Below are 21,278 nucleotides of genomic sequence, written 5' to 3'. Positions count from 1 at the left end.
AATTAATCACTTAAGTAATAGATAAGAATTTTCTTTTATGCCGAAATGGCGAGAAGTATGAATGGATTAACATTTAGCAATGTGGCGAAAACTCCTCACCCGTAAGATGAGGAGTCCTTCGAGAGGATCACTTCGAAAGGTTCAACACCCGCGCGCACTCCTGTAATGAGCGCCCCTGAGTGTCGGCATAAAGCGCCAGCTCGTCGATGGTTTCGCGCCCTAACGCTTTGTGGAACTCATGCTTGTTCGAATGAGTTGCGTAATGCGAACGGGCGCTATCCCCCAGATTTGATTGGAAAATCCCTGCCGCGCTGACGGGAAGAAAATCTTCATACACCAGCGGTTCGAAAGAAACTGCCCCGGCCTGAATCGCCTGCTCCAGCGAGTCAAAACTTTGCTCGGACTTTTCTCCGACGAAGTAACGGAAATAAGCCAACTCCTGCTGGCGCAGCTCGGCGTAGTTGTCGGGGAAGGCGGCAAACACCTTCTCCAGAATCGCCACGTACTGCGCCGCATTGGCCTCATTGGGAAACGCGCCCAGCTCTTCTCGCGCCTGGTTGAGTAGCTCGTCATACAGCGCCCGCCCCTTGGTGGTGAGCGCCACGCCGCGCTGTTCTATCTCGCCAAAGCGCGCCGAATGGCTGCCAGACTCCCCTGCAGCCTGCCCCTTGAAAGTGATCTTTTCATCCAGCGCTTTGAAGCTGGTCTGGCGCAGCAAGATGGGGCATTGACGGCGCGGCGGCCCTTCAATCACCGCTTTCGGCGGAATGCCGCGTTTGGGCATATCGGCCTGAACGTGATCGATATCCAGCGTGCGCGGCGTCAGGTGGTTAATGTGCGGCCCGCGAAAAGCCACCACGTCGGCAATCAGGCGATGCTGCCCATTAAGCTGCTGATACTCCTCCAGCGTGACGGTCGCCGTAGGGTGCCAGCGGAAAGTTTCCAGCGCCTGCTGCACAAACTCGTCGGCATGCTGTGGCCCGAGGCCGCCGTCGCGCTCGTGCTGCTCAATCAGCTCAAGGGCGCGTGGGGTGAAAATATTGCGTTTCGCCAACACTTTGCTGGCAAAGTCGCGCAGCGCGGGGTCTTCGATAAGCTCAAGTCGGAGTAGAGAAGTAAAAACGCGGAACGGGCTGACTTGCAGCGAGGCTTCGTGGACCGCGCGAAAGGCGGTGGAATGAACCGGCACTCCGGCAGAACTCAAATCGTAATAGCCCACCGGCTCCATGCCCATCACGGCGAACAGCCGCCGCAGGGTCGCCAGCTCCTCGGCGGTGCCGACGCGGATCGCGCCATGCCGCTCCATATCCAGACGCTGCAACTCGCCGGTCTGCGCCAGACTGCTGGCTATCTCCGGCGACTGCGTCATTACCTGTTGATTGGTGTCGGCCACCAGCTCCATCAAGGTGCCATAGAGCGGAACTTCCGTCTTATACATGTCGGACATCGCGCGCGAAAAACTGGCGCGAATGGCATCGCTACTGACATAGCCTACTGCGTTCATTCGACTCTTCTCCATGACAACATTGGCCTTTCTCACTCACGTGAGCGCTTCAATCAACTCTGTTCGATATTGTGAAAATATTCAAACGAAGCGCTCACGCTTTGAGGTTTAAAATTCTTGGCCCAGGCTGTCAGGAAAAGATTACGCCGTGGCGAGCGCATCCAGCAGCGTGGCGGAATCCGCCACCGCGCCGAAGATCCCGCCCTGCATTTTGATCATGCTGAGTGCCGCTTCGTGATGCTTTTGCTCCGTCGCCGCGCAGCAGTCGGACAGCACCATGCATTCGAAACCGCGATCGTTGGCTTCGCGCAGCGTGGTGTGCACGCAAACATCGGTAGTGATGCCGGTGATGATCAGGTTTTTGATGCCGCGCGTGTGCAGCACCAGCTCCAGATCGGTGGCGTAAAACGAGCCTTTGCCCGGCTTGTCGATGATGGTTTCCTCAGCCAACGGAGCCAGCTCGGGGATGATTTCCCAGCCCGGCTCGCCGCGCACCAAGATGCGCCCGCAAGGCCCGGCAAAGCCAATCTCCGCGCCAATCTGCTTCGAGCGCCAGCGTTTATTAGCGGGCAGATCGCTGAGATCCGGGCGATGCCCTTCGCGGGTGTGAATAATGGTGAAGCCCAGCCCGCGCATCGCGGCCAGCACCGAGGCAATCGGCGCAATCGGCGCGCGCGTCAGGGCAATGTCATAGCCCATGGTGTCGACATAGCCGCCCTTGCCGCAAAAATCGGTTTGCATATCGATGACGATAAGCGCCGTGTTCGCGGCAGACAGCGAGCCGTCGAACGGCCAGCGGTACGGGTCAGCGTTAACAGTAAATTCGGCCATTTATTTCTTCTCCAGCGCGACGACTGGCGATTTAATTGCCAGCATGGTGATTGCGTAATAAGAGACAGCACCGGCCACCAGCCCAACAATGGCCTCGCCCACTGACGGGAACCAGATATGTGCGACGGTGGCGCAGCAGGTGCCGATTGCCCAGGCCACAAAGGCGCTGGTGCGGACGCGCTGCTCGGCGCGCAGGCGGCTGATTTCGCCCATCAGGATCAGGTCAACAATCATCACCGCGCCAAACGGCGGCACGGCCACGCCGAGCAGGCTCAGCCAGTTCAGGAAGTAGTGCCAAACGCCAATCAGCGCCAGCACGCCGCCAATTGCGCCCAGAATCACCGTCCATAAACGCATCTTGCTACCGAACAGGTGGCTGAAGCCCATCGCGCCGTTATACAGGCAGTGCGTACAGACCGAGCCGAGGTTGATGAACACGAAGACGAAGGCCAGCACTTCCAGCAACGCGCCGTGCCCCATCAACAGAGAGAGGAAGTTGCCGCCGTTTTGCAGCGGTTCGATAGCCGCGCCCGCCGCGACAATCACCACCCCAAACAGATAAGAAATCACGTTAGCCACCGGGAAAGCCGAGAATGCGGCGATCACTGCCGACTTGCCGTCCTTCGACCAACGGGTGAAGTCGGCGGTCATGGTGCCGGAGTCGGCAAAGCCTGCCACCACCATTGTCACCGCCGTGCCCATGGTCATGCCACCGGCCACTGCCGCCGAACCGTGCCAGTTAACAATCTGCGTTAAGTCATGGGTGCCGGAGATAAGCCACAGCGCCACCAGCCCGAGGATCACGTACATCGGCGCGGCAATCATGCCCAAAAGGGAGAGTGCGCGCACGCCAAGGAAGGTGATGGCGATGTAGAGCACGGCGGCGACGGCGCTGACGCCCAGCTCGTTCCAGCCAAAGGTTTCATGAATAACCGTGCCGGTTAAACCCGTCTGGAAGGCGTACCAGCCAATCACCACCGTCGAGAGAAAACCGGACACCCAGCCGTAACCCTTAGTACCAAAGGTCTTTTTGGCTTGCAGCGCAAAGTTCAGCCCGGTTGAACCGGCAAAGTGGCTCAGCGCGCCGACATAGCCAAACAGCACCAGGTTGCCCAGCAGAATGGCGGCTATCGCGGGCCAAAAACCGAGGTGCCAGGTGATGATGCCGCCGAACAGCGCGTTGGTGAGGATCATCGGGAAGCCAAACCACACGGCGGACACCGAGCGGGTTGAGTGGCGATGGGTGAGCGGAACCGGGCTGTGCTCAAACTCCTGCTCAAGCCCTTTTCCCGCTGCGTCGTTTTTGTTGTTAGTTTTCATAGTGGCGATTCCTGGTCAATAAGATGAAAATCAGCGCGACAGAACACCGGGTTGCAGGTGGTTCCACGGCTGCGCTTGCTCAAACGCCGCACTGGCGGCAAGAACAGTGGCATCATCCAAATGCCGCCCCACCAGCTGTAAGCCGACGGGCAATCCAGACGGGGTAAAACCAGCAGGAACAGAGGCCGCTGGCTGGCCGGTTAAATTCATTGGGAAGCAGAGGCTCAGCCATTCGTTATTGGCGACCATGCGGCCTTCAATCACTTCCGGCCCCTGCATGTGTAGAGGAAATGGCGCGACGGCCAGCGTTGGCGTCAGCAGCAGGTCGTAACGCTGCATAAAGCGCCACATCTGGTTGGTCACGGCTTTGCGCTCGGTGATGGCGTTGGTGAAGTCCTCCGCCGTCCAGTTACGGGTCAGCATGTCCACCAGGTGCGGAGACATCCTGTCGCCGAACTCCGGCAGCAGGCGGCGCATGCCGACTAAGTCAGTGTCCATCGCCACCAGCGCCATAAAGGCCCGGCGCGGGTCGCTAAAGCCGGGATGGGCGTACTCCACCACGCAGCCCAGTTCGCGTTCAAACACGCTGACCGCCTGCGCAAAGACGTCGCGCACTTCAGGGTCGACGGCGGCGTATCCCCAGTCGGCGCTGACGGCGACGCGCAGGCCTTTGATGTCGCGCTGGGTTGCGCCCAGCCAGTCAACATCGCCTGCTGGAATCGAGTGTCGGTCGCGGGCGTCAGGGCCAGCCATCACCGACATCATTAACGCGGCGTCGGCCACGCTGCGGGTCATCGGGCCAATGTGCTCGAGGGATTCCCAGCTAGAGACGCCCGGATAGCGTTCGTCGCGGCATCCCGGATAGAGCGGCACTCGCCCCATTGAGGCTTTCAAGCCATAGACGCCGCAGTGGGCCGCCGGAATGCGCACCGAGCCGCCGCCGTCGCTGCCCAGTGCCAGCGGGCACATGCGTGCCGCCAACGCCACGCCGGAACCCGCGCTGGAGCCACCGGGAGTTTTGCTGATATCCCACGGGTTGCGCGGCGATTCGAACAACGGGTTGTGGCCCACGCCGCTGTATCCAAATTCTGGCGCAGTGGTTTTGCCGAGGATAACCGCCCCGGCGTTACGCACGCGTTCGACCACGATGTCGTCTTCGTCGGGAATAAAGTGTTCATAGACGAATGAGCCGGAGGTGGTTTTCACCCCGGCGGTGTTGATCAGGTCTTTTACTGCAAGAGGAACCCCGGCCAGTGGCCCGACGGTTTCACCTTTCGCCAGTTTGAGATCGATAGCTTTCGCCTGCGCCATTGCCAGCTCGGGCGTTGGGGTGCAGAAGGCGTGCAGAGTGGGTTCGAGCTGCTGCATCTGTTCAAGCGACGCCGTGGTGACTTCCACCGCAGACAGCTCGCGCTGGCGAATCAGCCGCGCCAGCTTGTGTGCATCAAAATTCAGGATCTCGTTCATCGCCGCGCTGCCTTATTAAACCCACATGACTACCCAATGTGGTGAGAAATGCATAAAGCAGGCCACTATTTGATCAACTTCACAAAATGAGAGTAAGAAATAGCTAGCGGACTTATGGATACTGACTTGAATACAAGCTTTGCGCGGCGTGAAGCAGAGAGGTGAACAGAGGGAATGGAGCGCAGGGATCGCGGTGATTGCTAGCACTGCACGGAAAAAAGGCAGGGGGTGCACTGAGGATGGGCGGCCGTGCCGGATGGTAACAATTGGAACCTAGTCGAGCGCGATGACCACCCAGTACACTAAACCGAAAATCTACTTGGCTTTAGAGCCGCCAGAACCATCGCTGTCTAAGATTGATCATGAAGTGGTACCCAACACCGGAGGATTGAAATCCTCAAAACTGATAACTCGACCATTCAAGCCGTTTTTACTAAGCAGAAGAATTTCTTCAAAACTGAAGCGACCAAAAGCGTTGCCTTCAGAAAGCAAAGCCTGCAAAAGCTCAAGCAGTCTATTGTCGATCACACTGCAGACCTGTATGCCGCGTTGGATAGCGACCTCGGGAAATCCAAGGATCTGGTCGATCGCACCGAGATAGGCCGGGTCATCTCAGAACTGGATTTCACCCTAGCGCATCTCGACGAATGGGCAGTGCCAGAAACCGTGCCTTCTTATCCTGGCACCACCTTCTCTGAAGCCTTTATTGAGCACGAAGCCTTTGGTGTGAGCTACATCATTGGCCCGTTCAACTACCCGATCAATCTGGTGTTTTGCCCACTGCTGGGGGCGATTGCCGGGGGTAATACCGCGGTTATCAAACCTTCTGAATCTGTCCCGGAAACCGCGCGGGTGATCCAAAAGATCATTCAGTCTGTATTTGATGAAGAGTACATTGCGGTTATCCAAGGGGGCCGAGACGAGAATGAATTTCTACTGAGCCTGCCGTTTGACTTCATCTTCTTCACCGGCAGCCCTGCGGTCGGGAAAATTGTCATGACCGCCGCAGCCAAAAACCTGACGCCGGTGATCCTCGAACTGGGCGGCAAATCGCCATTTATCGTGTTGGAAGATGCCAATTTAGATCGCGCAGTGGATATGCTGACCTTCGGCCGGTTCTCCAACAGCGGACAAACCTGTGTTGCACCGGACTACGTGTTGGCCCACGAAAGCGTAAAAGACGCCCTGCTCGCCAAACTGGTTGAGCGTATCAAAACCGCCATCCCTAACATCGATTCAATCGGTAAGCTGGTTTCGAGCAAACAGGTAGAAAGATTGACCGGCATGCTGGAACAGACCCAAGGGGAAGTCATCTATGGCGGCGAGGCCAATGCCGCAACGCGCCACATGCAGGCTACGGTAGTGGATAATGTGGGTTGGGATGACGCATTGATGCGTGAAGAGCTATTTGGCCCCGTTCTGCCCGTTGTGACCTTTACGGATATTAGCCAGGCGATTGATGGCGTGAACCAGCACCACCCTAAACCTCTGGCGGCTTATGTCTTCACCAATGACATCGAGCAAGGCCGAAAAATCACGTCCAAAATCCCTTCGGGCGATGCCATCGTGAATGGCGTCATGCAGCAGGCAAGCTCACCGTATCTGCCATTCGGCGGCATAGGTAACTCAGGCGTGGGTGAATATCACGGGAAATACAGCTATCTGGCGTTTACTCATCGCAAATCTGTGGTGATTAATAAATAAGGGTAAATCTAGAGGGGGCTTGCTTTGAAATGGTGCCGACTACCGGAATCGAACTGGTGACCTACTGATTACAAGTCAGTTGCTCTACCTACTGAGCTAAGTCGGCATTTTTACTGCGGGTTACTTCGGGGTGACAAATTATTGAAATCCGAGGTGCAAGTCAAGAGGCAAAGAATCGACTGCTGCTTTTCTCGTCACAGCGGGTGATGGAAGGTTTGGAAATGATGATTTCTGTATAGTTTTTGTTAATAGCCCCGGTGATTCGGGGCTATTTTTTTGGGCTTTTACGGGCGCACTAAATCATCGCCGTAGCCAATCCACTTGTAGGTGGTCAGCGCTTCTAAGCCCATTGGGCCACGGGCGTGAAGTTTTTGCGTGCTGACCGCCACTTCTGCGCCTAAACCAAACTGCCCTCCGTCGGTGAAACGGGTGCTGGCGTTGACGTACACCGCCGAGGAGTCCACTTCATTGACGAAACGGTCGGCCTGGCTGATAGAGCGCGTCAGAATCGCGTCAGAGTGCTCGGTGCCGTATTTACGAATGTGGGCGATAGCCTCGTCGATATCCGCCACCAGCGTGACGTTCAAATCCAGCGATAGCCACTCATCCTGATAATCTTCTTCCGTCACTGCCACCACCTTCGCCGCGCCATTTTGCAGATAAGGTAGCGCCGACTCGCTGGCGTGCAGCGTGACACCTGCGGCATGCATTTTGGCACTCAGCTCAGGCAGGAAACGGGCCGCGATGGCCTGATGAACCAACAGGGTCTCGAGGCTGTTACAGGCACTTGGGCGCTGAATTTTGGCGCTTTCAATCAGGGTCAGCGCTTTGGCGAAATCCACACTCTCATCAACAAAGGTGTGACACACGCCGATACCGCCGGTGATCACCGGAATGGTCGACTGCTCGCGGCACAGCTTGTGCAGCGCCGCGCCGCCGCGCGGGATCAGCATGTCGATATATTTGTCCAGACGCAGCATCTCGGCGACCAGCTGGCGGTCCGGGCTTTCAATCGCCTGCACCGCCGCGCGTGGCAGACCACACTGCTCCAGCGCCTGCTGAATCACTTTCACCGTCGCCTGATTGGTGTGGTGAGTCTCTTTGCCGCCGCGCAGAATTGCCGCGTTGCCGGTTTTCAGGCACAGGCTGGCGACGTCAATGGTGACGTTGGGACGCGCTTCATAAATCACCCCGACCACGCCCAAAGGCACGCGGCGGCGCTCCAGCTTCAGGCCGCTGTCTTGGGTCGAGCCGTCAATAATCTGGCCGACCGGGTCGCTCAGGCGGCACACGTCGCGCACATCGCTGGCGATGGCGGCCAGGCGCGCAGGGGTCAGCAGCAGGCGGTCGAGCAAGGCTTCGCTCATGCCGCTGGCGCGAGCGGCGGACATGTCTAATTCGTTGGCCTGAATAATGCTCTGGCTGTTGGCCTCCAGCATATCGGCAATGACTTGCAGCGCGTGGTTCTTCTGCGCGGTGCTCAGTGTAGAAAGCGTATAAGAGGCCTTTTTGGCGGCCTGGCCCATTGCGTTTAACATGGGTATATCCTTAAAAACCAGTCTTAACTGACAATCATATCGTCACGGTGTACGGCGACCGGGCCATACTCGTAACCGAGGATTTCACTAATCTGCTGGGAGTGGTGACCGGCAATCATGCGCATCGCGTCGCTGTTGTAGCGGCTGACCCCGTGGGCCAAATCGCGACCAGTCAGATTGCGAATGCGGATCACCTCCCCGCGCGAGAAATCGCCTTTCACTTCACGGATGCCCTTCGGCAGCAGCGAGCTGCCGCGCTCCAGCATGGCGGCAACCGCGCCATCATCAATAGTAATTTCACCCGCAGGCGGCGCGCCGAAGATCCAGCGTTTGCGGTTCTCCAGCGGGGTTTGCATGGCGTGGAAGCGAGTCCCCACTGACACGCCATTGATGACGTCGGCAATCACGCCCGGCAGGTTACCGGCGGCAATAATGGTGTCGACGCCGGCGCGGCACGCCACGTCGGCGGCTTGCAGTTTGGTGGCCATGCCGCCGGTGCCGAGGCCTGATACGCTGTCGCCCGCGATGCCGCGCAGGGCGTCGTCAATGGCGGTCACTTCGCGAATCAACTCAGCCTGCGGGTTGTTGCGCGGGTCGGCGGTGAACAGGCCGCGCTGGTCAGTCAGCAACAGCAGTTTGTCCGCACCGGCTAAAATCGCCGCCAGCGCCGACAGGTTGTCATTGTCACCGACTTTAATCTCGGCGGTGGCAACGGCGTCGTTTTCATTAATGACCGGCACGATATGGTTATCGAGCAGCGCGTTCATGGTGTCACGCGCGTTGAGGAAGCGCTCGCGGTCTTCCATGTCGGCGCGTGTCAGCAGCATCTGGCCGACATTAATGCCATAAATGGAAAACAACTGTTCCCACAGTTGAATCAAACGGCTCTGCCCCACCGCCGCCAATAACTGCTTGGAGGCGATGGTGGCGGGGAGTTCGGGGTAGCCCAGATGTTCGCGCCCGGCGGCGATAGCGCCCGACGTCACGATAACAATTCTGTGCCCTGCCGCGTGTTGCTGCGCGCACTGGCGAACCAGCTCAACAATGTGAGCACGATTAAGGCGACGAGAGCCGCCGGTGAGCACGCTAGTGCCCAGTTTTACAACCAATGTTTGGCTGCCACTCATAATCTTTCTGCCGTTTGCGTTTGAAGAATTGAATAGAGTTTAAATGATGAAGTGTACTGTTGTCTTTGGAAAAGGAGAACAGCGTTATGCCGCAGGGCATAACGCTAAATTGCAGGGTTCAGACAGGGGAAAATCGCGGACTTTAGGCCGACAGTTTCAAAGGTTCGTCGCCAAAATCTTCTGCAGGTTCGAGCTTCAACGACATCTCGACAATCATGGCGTTGAGGTTTTTGTGGAAGCCACGCAGCGTAGTCTCCAGCTTGTCACGCACTTCAGCATCTTTAATGTTTTGCTCCTTCCAGTCGCCCTCTTTGTCGAACAACCCGAAGTGATAAACATAAGTAAAACGCTCTTCTTCCGCCTGAAGCTCAATCCACCAGCCCCAGAATTCACGCTTCTCCGGCGCGGGTTTTACGTTAACGCATACCGCCAAACAGTCGAAGAAAAAGCGATCGTTCTCGCACTTGGCTTCCCTGATATAGGGCCCCAGCGTGCCGAAACGTTTCATTAGCCTACTTTTAGGGTGACCACTTGGTAACGTCATTACACATTCTCCTTTTTGGGGGCTTTATTTGTAGCAAACCCTTAAGAATTAGCAACCTTTTCGTTTAACGCATGTGAGCCGATAACCAATCACAAATATCGTGGAGCGCCTTGTCGAAATTCTGATAAAGCGGCTCTCTTTTAATGCTCAACAGCTTGCCATCCCCCGAAGAATCAACGATTAAACGCGATTCATCTTTCGGGCTGAAAGGGTCTTGATCCCAATAACCGGCAATAATTGGCGTCGGCGTTCTGCGCCCCAGCAGGCCCTGCGTTTTCAGAGAATACCTATTAAGTTCAGTCTTCAGCGCGCTGTCGCTGGCATTGGACATCCCCAGCCGGCTGGCCAGCACGTCCATATACATGTCGGGCACTTTGTCCTGACATTTGGCGTCAAATAATAGCGTATGAACTAACGCGCCGAGGGTGGCCACAGCGCGAACTCGTCGCGGCTCTAAATAAGCCAGACGCACGGCGACGTTGGCGCCAAAGCGGAAGCCGAGCAGGCTGACTTTGGTCGAGTCTATCCACACCACGTCGGTCAGTTTCTTCAATACTTGTTGATGCAGGAAGCTGGTGTCCTGCGTCAGTTTCCACTTGGCGGAGAAGCCAATCGACGGCATGTCGATGGTCAACATGGCAATGCCACGCGGCGCAAGGTAGTCGCGAAACAGCCGCTGATGGTCACTCTGTAAGGTGTCTAAACCGCCACACACCAACACCGTTGGGAATGGCGCTTTGCCTTCATTGGGCAGATGCAGGAAACCGGTTATCGCACTGCCGCCTTCAATGGCGAAGTCGATCTCTTTCAATTGATACGGAGAGTTTAAAGCAGACTGCTCGAAAGCCTTGTTGGCTAGCACTTCGGCCTGTTCGGCCAGCGTATCGCCTTTCAGATGAGGATAGCCCGCAATGCTATAAAGGTTGGCGGCTTTGAGCCAATACTCGCTGGCAAGGGCCAGATCTTGCGCCTCTAGCGCTTTTTGTTGCCACGCCATACCCTGCTGCGACCACTCATAAATCCAGTTACCGCCACGATAACCAATCACGGTATCCAGTAAACGTTCGTCGCTGCGCTTGGCGGTAGAAACGGCAATGCGCGACAGCACCTCTTCCACTTCCAGCGGATCCACACCGCGCCACAACCACATCAAACGGTTAATCGTGCGATACCAGCAAGGTGCCGAGTCCCCTTCCAGCGCCGAGTGCAGGGTATTCACTCCGGCGTGGTGCACGCGACGAACCAGCGTCGAGGTTTCAGGATATTTGAAGGTGGGTTTGAACAGTTTTTCCGTAAGGTTGGCTGGTGCCATGATGCAAAATCCTCCGTTAACCAGCTGCGTGGACGAGAATTATAACAGGGACACGTTGCGATAACTCAGCACTCAGGTCAAGCCTGATGAAAATGAAACACAAATGAAAACGCCCAACCAATCGGCTGGGCGTTTTGTTTTCAACTTCTGTAATCCTCTAAATCATTCGAGTTGTATCCAGGCGGCAACTGACTACATCCCTAGGAGCTGACATCAGTCAGTGACTAGGGTGTAGGAAGGCAGCCAACGCAGAGACAGCTCGAAGGATGACGAGGATTTTATTTGCCGACTAAAGGAGGGACAAAAGCAATCCCCATATCCCACGGCTGCTCAATCCACGTGTCCTGCGGAATATCAATCACGTAGTCATCAACCAGCGGCGCACCGGCCGGCTTGGCGAACATGGTGATGAAGTGCGCTTTCGGATACATATCGCGAATAGCTTTGGCGGTGCCGCCGGTATCTACTAAGTCGTCAACTACGATGAAGCCTTCACCGTCACCTTCGGCGCGTTTCAGCACTTTCATTTCGCGCTGATTGTCGTGGTCGTAGCTTGAGATGCAAACGGTATCAACGTGACGAATGCACAGTTCACGGGCCAACAGGGCGGCAGGAACTAAACCGCCACGGCTCACCGCGATGATGCCTTTCCATTGTTCTGCCGGCAGCAGGCGTTTTGCCATGGTGCGGGCGTGGATTTGCAGCATGTCCCAAGTTACAACGTATTTTTCGCTCATATAGGTGTCCCAGCCAGTGAAATGACGGCTTCTAAAAATGTATTCGGGGGGAAGAAAAAAGGTTGCGCGAGATTATAGTGAGTCCAGCTCACAAAAACCAGCGGTTATGAGGCCGGAACCCCGCGAACCCCAAGGATTTTCCACTGCCTTACGCGCACAGCTTAGGATTAAGTGATATTCTGTTTGACCAGCCGCCACACAGGATGGCAACTGGATCGGATGAATAATTAACCTTAAACCTACAGCACCTCAATCAGTTCACCGGCCAATGCCTTCTGACTGAGCTGACTGTTACAGGAGACTCATAGTGTCTGAATTGTCTCAACTTTCGCCACAACCGCTGTGGGATATTTTTGCCAAAGTTTGCTCGATTCCACACCCTTCTTATCATGAAGAAGCGCTGGCAAAACACATCGTTGAATGGGCACAGGAAAAAGGTATTCACGCTGAGCGTGATGAAGTCGGCAACATATTATTGCGTAAGCCAGCCACTAAAGGCATGGAAAATCGTAAAGCCGTAGCTCTGCAGGCTCACCTCGACATGGTGCCGCAGAAGAACAACGACACTGTTCACGATTTCACCAAAGATCCCATCCAGCCGTACATTGATAACGGTTGGGTAAAAGCACGCGGCACCACGCTGGGTGCTGATAACGGCATTGGTTTAGCCTCTGCGCTGGCAGTATTGGCTGACGAATCCGTGGAGCACGGCCCGCTGGAAGTGCTGCTGACCATGACCGAAGAAACCGGCATGGCAGGCGCATTCGGCCTTCAGCCAAACTGGTTACAGTCTGAAATTCTGATCAACACTGACTCAGAAACCGAAGGCGAAATCTACATGGGTTGCGCCGGTGGTATCGACTTCACCTCTACCCTTTCCCTGACTCGCGAAGCCGTTCCTGCGGGCTACAGCCTGCTGAAACTGACCTTCAAAGGCTTGAAAGGCGGCCACTCCGGCGCTGACATTCACTTAGGTCTGGGCAACGCCAGCAAACTGCTTGCTCGCTTCCTGGCTGACAACGCTGAAGCTCACGGCCTGCGCCTGATTGACTTCACTGGCGGTACGCTGCGTAACGCTATCCCACGCGAAGCCATTGCGATCGTTGCCGTTGCTGCTGACAAAGCTGACGCGCTGAAAGCCGCTGCCCAAGAGTTTCTGGCGACGGTTCAATTCGAACTGGCTGCGGTTGAGAAGAAAATTGCTTTCGTAGTAGAAGCGGCGCAAAGCGACGCAAAAGTGCTGAACAAAGAGAGCCAGCACCACTTCCTGTCATTGCTCAACGCCACGCCAAACGGCGTGATCCGCATGAGCGACGACGTGAAAGGCGTGGTTGAAACCTCTCTGAACGTCGGCGTTGTCACCATGACCGACGGCGAAGTGGCGATCAACTGCCTGATCCGCTCCCTGATCGACAGTGGCAAAGAGTACGTAGTCAGCATGCTGACTTCTCTCGGCCAGCTGGCTGGCGCTAAAACTTTGGCGAAAGGCAGCTATCCGGGCTGGAAACCAGAGCCAAGCTCTCCGGTCATGACGCTGGTACGCGAAACCTACCAGCAGCTGTTCGACAAGACGCCAAACATCATGGTTATCCATGCCGGTCTGGAATGTGGTCTGTTCAAAAAGCCATACCCAGACATGGACATGGTGTCTATCGGCCCAACCATCACTGGCCCACACTCGCCGGATGAGCAAGTTGAGATCGAAAGCGTTGACCTGTACTGGAAGCTGCTGACCGCCCTGCTGAAAGCGATCCCAGAGCGTAAGTAATAGTTTCTTTTGCTCCTCCCCCTGAGAAGGGGGAGGAATCAAAACAAAACCAAAGAAGATAAATCGTTTTCAGCCTTACTCCCAAGGCAGCAGCAACTGCCTCTCGATCTGCGGATCTTGCAAAGTCACATGTAACCCCACTAGCCGTACACCTCGACCGCCCCGCCGCTGTTCCCAAGCTTCATGCGCCACCTTCAACAAATCATTTTTATTCAACACCGGCCAGACGTGCTCTTGGGTGGTTTGCTGGAAATCGTGAAACTTCAGCTTTATACCCTGCCGGGCAATGCGCAAATCGGGGCTGACGCGGCTCAGTCGGGTTTCCAGCTCGGGGTAAAGCCGGTCAATTAGCGCCACACACTCTTCCCAACTGTGAATATCTTCGGCCAGCGTGCGTTCGACCCCCACAGATTTACGCAGGCGTTCTGACGAGACTTCGCGCTCGTCGATGCCCTGACAGCGTTCCCACAGCACGCGACCAAACTTGCCGAAGCCTTTTAGCAGCTTCGCCAAATCGTAACGCTGCACGTCGCCACAGGTGATCAGGCCGTGCTCCTGCAAACGTTTTGCCGTCACTTTGCCCACGCCGGGGATTTTGCTCAGCGGCAGGTCTTGCAAGAAGTCGGCAACTTTATCTGGCGTTATCACGAACTGGCCGTTGGGCTTATTTAAGTCGGAGGCGATCTTAGCGAGGAACTTGATGGGCGCGATCCCGGCCGACGCCGTGAGGTTGATTTCATCAGAAATAGCCTGACGGATCTCAGCGGCGATAAGCGTTGCAGAGCCATTGCACTGGGTGGATTCCGAGACATCGAGGTAAGCCTCGTCGAGCGAGAGAGGTTCAATCAGCGAAGTGTAGCGGGAGAAGATTTCACGAATATGGTTGGAGGCTTCTTTATAGGCTTCCATCCGGCCGGGGATCACTTTGAGGTGCGGGCAGAGCTTGAGGGCCATGCCGGTGGGCATCGCGCTATGGACGCCAAACTTGCGCGCCGGATAGTTTGCCGTGCTGATCACACCGCGGCGATCGCGGCTGCCGCCGATGGCAATGGGGATATCACGCAATGAAGGATCGTCGCGCATTTCAACTGCCGCGAAGAAGCAATCCATATCGACGTGAATAATTTTACGCATAGCCCCTCCCAATGACTGTACAAGCATACAGTATCAAGATGGAAATTCAAGTCCGCCCGATTAAACCATAGGGTAGGCAAATATTAAAAATACCGCTTATTTATCCCAATAATAGTTATCTCAATTTCAGATTGGATAAAGAGAAATAATCGTTTTTAGGCATGGATTTAATATTATTTTCACAATCACGCTGTATATTAATTGCTCCATTGTCTCTAAAAGGAATTAGTTATGATCAGCTTTAATCGAAAATTGTTATGCACCACTCTGTTGTGCAGCGCTCTGTTCCCGCTGACTGGCTTTACAGCAACGATTAGCGGCGCGCCGCAGATTATTGCCCATCGCGGCGGCACGGCTGATGCTCCAGAAAACACGGTTCCCGCCATCGAACTGGCGCTAAAAAATGGCGCGGATGCCATTTGGATCACCGTGCAGCTCTCTAAAGATAACGTCGCGGTGCTGTATCGCCCGTCCGATTTAAAATCCCTGACCAATCAGAACGGGCCGGTGTCGCAGTACACGGCACTGGAATTGTCAAAAATGGACGCTGGCTGGGCCTTTGGCAGCGGCGATAACCATCCTTATCGTGGTAAAAACATCGGCATTCCTCGTCTGGAAACTGTGCTCAACGCCTTCCCAAAAACCACTTTCTATATTGATATTAAAACGCCGGACGCCAGCCCTGCTGAGATGGCGAAAGCCTTAAATAAGGTGCTCGACAACACGCATAGCCAGCGCAGAGTGCGGATTTACTCCACCGACAACCAATATCTCGAAGCCCTTCCGGCCTCTATTCCACGCTTTGAAAGCCGCGATACCACCCGCACCGCGCTGGCGAACATCACTATGGCGCACCAGTGCCAAATCAAAGCTGATGACAAAAGCCGCTGGTATGCTTTGGAAATGAAGCGGGAAGTGGAAGTGGTGGAAAAATATACCTTGGGCGAGGCGCGCTCCAAAGCAACCCTGGCGTGGGATAAAGAGGCGATGGACTGCTTCCGTTCGCAGGGCGAGGCGCACATTATTCTTATCGGAATTAATAATCAGGCCGATTACCAACAGGCCAAAGCGCTAGGGGCTGACGGCGTGTTAGTGAATTCACCGGCTGACTTCAAAAACATTCCTCGTTAAAGATATTCCCCGGCAGAAATGTCGGGGTATTCACAAAAAAGCTGCTCAAAAAGTAAACTAAATCATTTTTTCACACTTTAACTGTAAATTTATTCCTAGTGGGATTGCTAAAAAACCCACCAGCATTAATATGGCATCGAATCATGCATGTTTAATGCCGATTGTATATCAGTGGCGGTCTTAAAGATCTTCGTATCTGTAGACAAAATAATCAGACCTAAACCCCACATAATTGAGATTGCCGCGATGTTAGCAGCAACAGCAACTATCAAGGGGAATCGTTAAGCAGGAATAAGAATGATCAGAATCGCGCTGTTACTTGCGATGCTCCTCAGTTTGCCCCTTTTTACCCTCGGCACCGCGGCCGCCAGTGAGCCTGTCCCGGTTGATCAAGCGTTAAAACAGAAACTTTTGGGTTCCCCGGTTTATATCCAGATCTTTAAACAGGAACGCAAACTTGAGCTTTATGCCGAACTTCAGGGCGAATATCGCCTGATCGGCACTTATGGTATTTGTGATTTCTCGGGCGGTTTAGGAAATAAACGTCGCGAAGGGGATTTCAAAAGTCCGGAAGGTTTTTACAGCGTCGATATTCACCATTTAAAGCCTGACAGCAAATTCTATCGCGCGATTAACATCGGTTTCCCGAATGCCTACGACACGGCTCAGGGCTATTCCGGCAAATATTTAATGATCCACGGTAACTGTAAGTCTATCGGCTGTTATGCGATGACCGATCAGTACATGGATGAAATTTTCACTTATGTGCAGGCGGCTTTCCAATACGGCCAGCGTAACGTGCAAATCAGCATTTACCCGTTCCGCATGACGGATGCCAATATGGCGTCGCACAGAAACTCTTCTTACATCAGCTTCTGGAACGAGTTGAAGCCGGGCTATGACTACTTCCAGAAGTATCATACGCCGCCAAACGTGGTAGTCAGTTCAGGTAAGTATGTACTGACTCAGCCGGTGCAAACCACGCCTCTGGGATCACAGTTGGCGTTCACCACAGTGAAATAAGGCGAATTCACCTGGCGCAATCTTGTTCCAGGTTTCGTTACCCGTTAATGGCTGGGTAGCGATCACCGTGACGACATCATTGGGTGTCGTCTGCTGCTGAAAATCGATTTCCACATCTTGATCCAACAACGTTGCCTTGCCAAACGGCGCTCTGCGCGTGATCCAATACAGATTGGTCGAGCAGTAAGCCATCACGAAGCGCCCGTCCGACAACAGCATATTGAACACGCCCTTCTGCCGCATTTGGTCAGCCAGCGACGCAATATAGCGAAACACCGCAGGCCAGTTGCCCGGCGTGCGCGGATAGCGCTCAGTCAATTTATGCAGTAACCAGCAGAAAGCGAATTCACTGTCCGTCTGGCCGATGGGCCTTAAAGTGCCGGTGTCCAGCTGGCGATAGCCGCGCAGCTGCCCGTTGTGTGCGTAGGTCCAGTTGCGGCCCCACAGCTCGCGGGTGAAGGGATGGGTATTTTCCAGCGACACTTCGCCGCGATTCGCCTGACGAATGTGCGAAATCACCGCGCAGGATTTGATCGGATACTCCTGAACAAGACGGGCAATGGGCGAATTAAAACTCGGATGCGGATCTTTAAAGGTGCGGCAACCGTTACCTTCATAGAAAGTAATGCCCCAGCCATCTTTATGCGGGCCTGTGCCGCCACCTCGTTGCACCAACCCACTGAAACTAAAACAGATATCAGTAGGAACGTTGGCGCTCATCCCGAGCAATTCGCACATTGCCAGTCTCCTTTACATCAAAAGCCTTAGGCTTTTGCCATCTCTTTTTCGATTAATAAAATCAAAATGTGAATCACTTTAATGTGGATCTCCTGTACGCGATCCGCGAAACCAAAGTGCGGTACGCGAATTTCAACGTCAGCTGAGCCATCCATCTTGCCGCCGTTTTTACCGGTCAGGGTGATGACTTTCATGCCTTTCGCGCGCGCCGCTTCAATCGCTTTGATCACGTTGGCGGAGTTGCCAGAGGTGGAGATCCCCAGCAGCACGTCGCCCTTCTGCCCTACAGCTTCAACATAACGAGAGAAAATATGGTCGAAACCAAAGTCGTTACCTACGCAGGAAATGTGGCTGACGTCAGAAATGGCAATTGCCGGATAGCCCGGGCGGTTTTCACGGTAACGGCCAGTCAGTTCTTCAGCGAAGTGCATGGCGTCGCAGTGCGAACCGCCATTGCCGCAGGAAATCACCTTCCCACCCGCTTTAAAAGAATCCGCTAGCAGCACGGCAGCACGTTGAATTGACTCAATGTTTGCTGAATCACTGAGGAATTTGTTCAGTGTGTCAGCAGCTTCGTTCAGTTCACTACGGATAATATCCAGGTACATGGCAGCCTCTTTTTATGTCCATTTTCAGCAATAAAGCGTTCCGCCACGCAGTGTAACGGATTGCCGAAACAGCGAGAAGCCAAGAAGCGGTAATCAATCCGAATGTTTGTGATTTTGACCCTTAGTGCGATCGGTTTGTGAGCCAAGTTGTAATTAAGATGTAAATACATTGATAAAGAAATGGACCTGAACTAAAACCAATATATCACTCTAACAGGTCAGACCTCCTACAACTGGGGAGATTTATCATGATGGTTCTTAGTATTGTTGCCTTGCTCGTTATCATCGGTGTGTTGTTCTATCACCGCGTGAACTTACAACTTAGTAGCTTGATTATTCTGGCTTTTACCGCCGCCATGGGCGCAATTCACCTGTGGACTCTCTGGCTGCTGGTGCCGCTGGCGATTATCTTGCTACCGTTCAACATTCCGGCACTGCGCCGTTCACTGTTCTCCGCGCCGGCTCTGCGCACCTTCCGTAAAGTCATGCCAAGCATGTCGCGCACGGAAAAAGAGGCGATTGAAGCCGGTACCACTTGGTGGGAAGGCGACCTGTTCAGCGGCACGCCTGACTGGAAAAAGTTGCAGGACTACCCGCAGCAGCGCCTGACGGAAGAAGAGCAGGCCTTTATTGACGGCCCGGTGGAAGAAGCCTGCCGCATGGCAGATGACTTCCAGATAACGCACGAGCTGGCAGACCTGCCACCAGAGCTGTGGGCCTATTTGAAAGAGCACCGCTTCTTCGCGATGATCATCAAGAAAGAGTACGGCGGCCTCGAATTCTCGGCTTACGCTCAGGCTCGCGTGCTGCAAAAGCTGGCGGGTGTATCCGGCATTTTGGCCATCACCGTCGGCGTGCCTAACTCCCTCGGCCCTGGCGAACTGCTGCAACATTACGGTACCGATGAGCAGAAAGATCACTATCTGCCACGTCTGGCCCAAGGTTTGGAAATCCCTTGCTTCGCCTTAACTAGCCCAGAAGCAGGCTCTGATGCCGGTGCCATTCCCGACGTTGGCGTGGTGTGTAAAGGCCAGTGGGAAGGCAAAGAAGTGTTGGGCATGCGCCTGACCTGGAACAAACGCTATATCACGCTGGCGCCTATCGCTACCGTGCTGGGACTGGCCTTTAAGTTGAAAGACCCGGACCACCTGCTGGGGGATACCACTGAGCTAGGCATCACCTGTGCGCTGATCCCAACGGACACTCAAGGCGTGGAAATCGGCCACCGTCACTTCCCGCTGAACGTGCCTTTCCAAAATGGCCCGACGCGCGGCAAAGACATTTTCGTGCCTATCGATTACATCATCGGTGGTCCGAAAATGGCCGGTCAGGGCTGGCGCATGCTGGTTGAATGCCTGTCGGTTGGGCGCGGTATCACCCTGCCATCCAACGCCACCGGCAGCCTGAAATCACTGGCGATGGCGACCGGCGCTTATGCGTATATTCGCCGCCAGTTCAAACTGCCTATCGGCAAAATGGAAGGTATCGAAGAGCCGCTGGCGCGCATTGCCGGTAACGCGTATGTCATGGACGCCGCGGCAACGCTGATCACCAACGGCATTATGCTCGGTGAAAAACCGGCGGTGCTGTCAGCCATCGTTAAATATCACTGTACCCACCGTGGCCAGCGCGCCGTGATGGACGCCATGGATATCACCGGCGGTAAAGGCATTATGCTCGGCAAAAGTAACTTCGTGGCCCGTGCTTATCAGGGTGCGCCAATTGCCATCACGGTAGAAGGCGCCAACATCCTGACTCGCAGCATGATTATCTTCGGCCAAGGCGCTATCCGTTGCCATCCATACGTGCTGCGTGAAATGGCGGCGGCGGAAAGCAACGATCTGCAAGATTTCGACCGCGCGCTGTTCGGCCATATCGGCCACGTCGGCAGCAACAAAGTGCGCAGCTTCTGGCTGGGCCTGACCAACGGCCGCACCAGCAAGACGCCGGCCAAAGACGCGACGGCTCGCTACTATCAGCAGATTAACCGCCTGAGCGCCAACCTGGCCCTGCTGTCCGATATCTCTATGGGCGTGCTGGGTGGCAGCCTGAAACGCCGCGAGCGCATTTCGGCCCGTTTGGGTGACATCCTCAGCCAAATCTATTTGGCGACGGCGACCCTGAAACGCTACGAAGAGGAAGGTCGCAATAAGGAAGATCTGCCGCTGGTGCATTGGGGCGTGCAGGATTGCCTGAATCAGGCGGAAATCGCCATTGAAGAGCTGCTGCGTAACTTCCCTAACGGACTGGTAGCGGGCGTGATGCGCTTTGTTATCTTCCCGCTGGGCCGTGCTCAGGCCGCCCCTTCTGACCAACTGGACCACGAGCTGGCGCGCATTCTGCAAGTACCCTCAGCCACCCGCAGCCGCATTGGTCGCGGCCAGTATCTGACGCCAAGCGAGCACAACCCGATTGGTCAGTTGGAACAAGCCCTGATGGACATTTTGGCCGCCGAGCCGGTGCATAAACGTCTGTCCGACGCGATGGGTAAAAAGCTGTCATTCACCCGTCTGGATATTCTGGCGCAAAAAGGACTGGATGCTGGTCATCTGACCCCGGACGAAGCCCGAATTCTAAGCCGCGCCGAAGAGAGCCGCCTGCGTTCTATCAACGTAGACGAGTTTGAAGCCGACGAGCTGGCGGCAAAAAAGCCAGCGCAGGAAGAGAAGAAAGTGGTGAAACCACGGCAGACTGAAGCCGCATAATACGCGAGCCGCAGCACAAAAAAGCCTGAGTGTGTCATGCACTCAGGCTTTTTATTTGCGGCAAAACTGGGCGGAACGGCCAGCTGG

General features: G+C 55.0%; 17 protein-coding genes and 1 tRNA gene. 5 read left to right on the top strand and 13 right to left on the bottom strand.

Going from position 1 to position 21,278, the window contains the following annotated elements:
• Positions 1–127: 127 nt before the first annotated feature.
• The 4 genes from hglS to SBO83_RS00375 form a co-directional block, all read right to left on the bottom strand.
• Entirely contained in the window at positions 128–1,504 is a 1,377-nt protein-coding gene (gene hglS, locus SBO83_RS00390; protein ID WP_396130094.1) for a 2-oxoadipate dioxygenase/decarboxylase HglS, read from the bottom strand.
• A gap of 141 nt (positions 1,505–1,645) precedes the next feature.
• Positions 1,646–2,335, bottom strand: coding sequence for a biuret amidohydrolase (gene biuH / locus SBO83_RS00385; protein ID WP_396130093.1), 690 nt, complete (start codon positions 2,333–2,335; stop codon positions 1,646–1,648).
• Positions 2,336–3,655, bottom strand: coding sequence for a cytosine permease (locus tag SBO83_RS00380; RefSeq protein ID WP_396130092.1), 1,320 nt, complete (start codon positions 3,653–3,655; stop codon positions 2,336–2,338).
• 30 nt (positions 3,656–3,685) lie between these two features.
• Positions 3,686–5,122, bottom strand: coding sequence for an amidase family protein (locus SBO83_RS00375; protein ID WP_396130091.1), 1,437 nt, complete (start codon positions 5,120–5,122; stop codon positions 3,686–3,688).
• 387 nt (positions 5,123–5,509) lie between these two features.
• On the opposite strand from SBO83_RS00375, the gene mdlD reads away from it, so the two are divergent.
• Entirely contained in the window at positions 5,510–6,826 is a 1,317-nt protein-coding gene (gene mdlD, locus SBO83_RS00370) for an NAD(P)-dependent benzaldehyde dehydrogenase MdlD (RefSeq protein WP_396130907.1), read from the top strand.
• 30 nt (positions 6,827–6,856) lie between these two features.
• Here the strand turns inward: mdlD and SBO83_RS00365 are convergent.
• The 6 genes from SBO83_RS00365 to gpt form a co-directional block, all read right to left on the bottom strand.
• A tRNA-Thr gene (locus tag SBO83_RS00365) sits at positions 6,857–6,932 on the bottom strand.
• 178 nt (positions 6,933–7,110) lie between these two features.
• Positions 7,111–8,364 carry a glutamate-5-semialdehyde dehydrogenase gene (gene proA, locus SBO83_RS00360; protein ID WP_396130090.1) on the bottom strand — a complete coding sequence of 418 codons (1,254 nt, stop codon included), beginning with the start codon at positions 8,362–8,364 and terminating at the stop codon, positions 7,111–7,113.
• Positions 8,365–8,387: 23 nt separating this feature from the next.
• Positions 8,388–9,491 carry a glutamate 5-kinase gene (gene proB, locus SBO83_RS00355; RefSeq protein WP_396130089.1) on the bottom strand — a complete coding sequence of 368 codons (1,104 nt, stop codon included), beginning with the start codon at positions 9,489–9,491 and terminating at the stop codon, positions 8,388–8,390.
• A 142-nt stretch (positions 9,492–9,633) separates the two neighbouring features.
• Positions 9,634–10,035 carry a sigma factor-binding protein Crl gene (crl, locus tag SBO83_RS00350; RefSeq protein ID WP_034787922.1) on the bottom strand — a complete coding sequence of 134 codons (402 nt, stop codon included), beginning with the start codon at positions 10,033–10,035 and terminating at the stop codon, positions 9,634–9,636.
• Between the two features lie 64 nt (positions 10,036–10,099).
• The gene (gene frsA / locus SBO83_RS00345) at positions 10,100–11,347 is read right to left on the bottom strand and encodes an esterase FrsA (protein WP_353501165.1); all 1,248 of its coding nucleotides are present in this window, start codon (positions 11,345–11,347) and stop codon (positions 10,100–10,102) included.
• A gap of 278 nt (positions 11,348–11,625) precedes the next feature.
• Entirely contained in the window at positions 11,626–12,084 is a 459-nt protein-coding gene (gene gpt, locus SBO83_RS00340; RefSeq protein ID WP_353501164.1) for a xanthine phosphoribosyltransferase, read from the bottom strand.
• A gap of 307 nt (positions 12,085–12,391) precedes the next feature.
• Between gpt and pepD the strand changes: the two genes are divergently transcribed.
• A complete protein-coding gene (pepD, locus tag SBO83_RS00335; protein WP_396130088.1) occupies positions 12,392–13,852 on the top strand; it encodes a beta-Ala-His dipeptidase in 1,461 nt (486 codons plus the stop codon).
• 75 nt (positions 13,853–13,927) lie between these two features.
• Here the strand turns inward: pepD and dinB are convergent, their stop codons facing one another.
• Positions 13,928–14,986 carry a DNA polymerase IV gene (gene dinB, locus SBO83_RS00330; RefSeq protein WP_396130087.1) on the bottom strand — a complete coding sequence of 353 codons (1,059 nt, stop codon included), beginning with the start codon at positions 14,984–14,986 and terminating at the stop codon, positions 13,928–13,930.
• A 231-nt stretch (positions 14,987–15,217) separates the two neighbouring features.
• On the opposite strand from dinB, the gene SBO83_RS00325 reads away from it, so the two are divergent.
• Both SBO83_RS00325 and dpaA read left to right on the top strand, forming a co-directional pair.
• Positions 15,218–16,117, top strand: coding sequence for a glycerophosphodiester phosphodiesterase family protein (locus SBO83_RS00325; protein WP_396130086.1), 900 nt, complete (start codon positions 15,218–15,220; stop codon positions 16,115–16,117).
• Positions 16,118–16,414: 297 nt separating this feature from the next.
• Positions 16,415–17,140 carry a peptidoglycan meso-diaminopimelic acid protein amidase gene (dpaA, locus tag SBO83_RS00320; RefSeq protein WP_034787907.1) on the top strand — a complete coding sequence of 242 codons (726 nt, stop codon included), beginning with the start codon at positions 16,415–16,417 and terminating at the stop codon, positions 17,138–17,140.
• Here the strand turns inward: dpaA and SBO83_RS00315 are convergent.
• Together SBO83_RS00315 and lpcA are read right to left on the bottom strand one after the other, a co-directional pair.
• Positions 17,111–17,878 carry a class II glutamine amidotransferase gene (locus SBO83_RS00315; RefSeq protein WP_034787904.1) on the bottom strand — a complete coding sequence of 256 codons (768 nt, stop codon included), beginning with the start codon at positions 17,876–17,878 and terminating at the stop codon, positions 17,111–17,113. The two genes, dpaA and SBO83_RS00315, sit on opposite strands and share 30 nt — an antisense overlap.
• Positions 17,879–17,904: 26 nt before the next feature.
• Complete coding sequence (lpcA, locus tag SBO83_RS00310) at positions 17,905–18,486, bottom strand: D-sedoheptulose 7-phosphate isomerase (RefSeq protein WP_396130085.1); 582 nt, start codon at positions 18,484–18,486, stop codon at positions 17,905–17,907.
• 248 nt (positions 18,487–18,734) lie between these two features.
• Here lpcA and fadE point away from each other — a divergent pair, with 248 nt between their 5' ends.
• On the top strand, positions 18,735–21,191 hold the full coding sequence (gene fadE, locus SBO83_RS00305; RefSeq protein WP_396130084.1) for an acyl-CoA dehydrogenase FadE: 2,457 nt from the start codon (positions 18,735–18,737) through the stop codon (positions 21,189–21,191).
• Positions 21,192–21,278 lie beyond the last annotated feature (87 nt).

The sequence above is a fragment of the Ewingella allii genome (assembly GCF_044430645.1).
Taxonomy (GTDB): domain Bacteria; phylum Pseudomonadota; class Gammaproteobacteria; order Enterobacterales; family Enterobacteriaceae; genus Ewingella; species Ewingella allii.
Note: the sequence above shows the minus strand (reverse complement) of the source record. Positions and strands in the feature narration are given on the sequence as shown.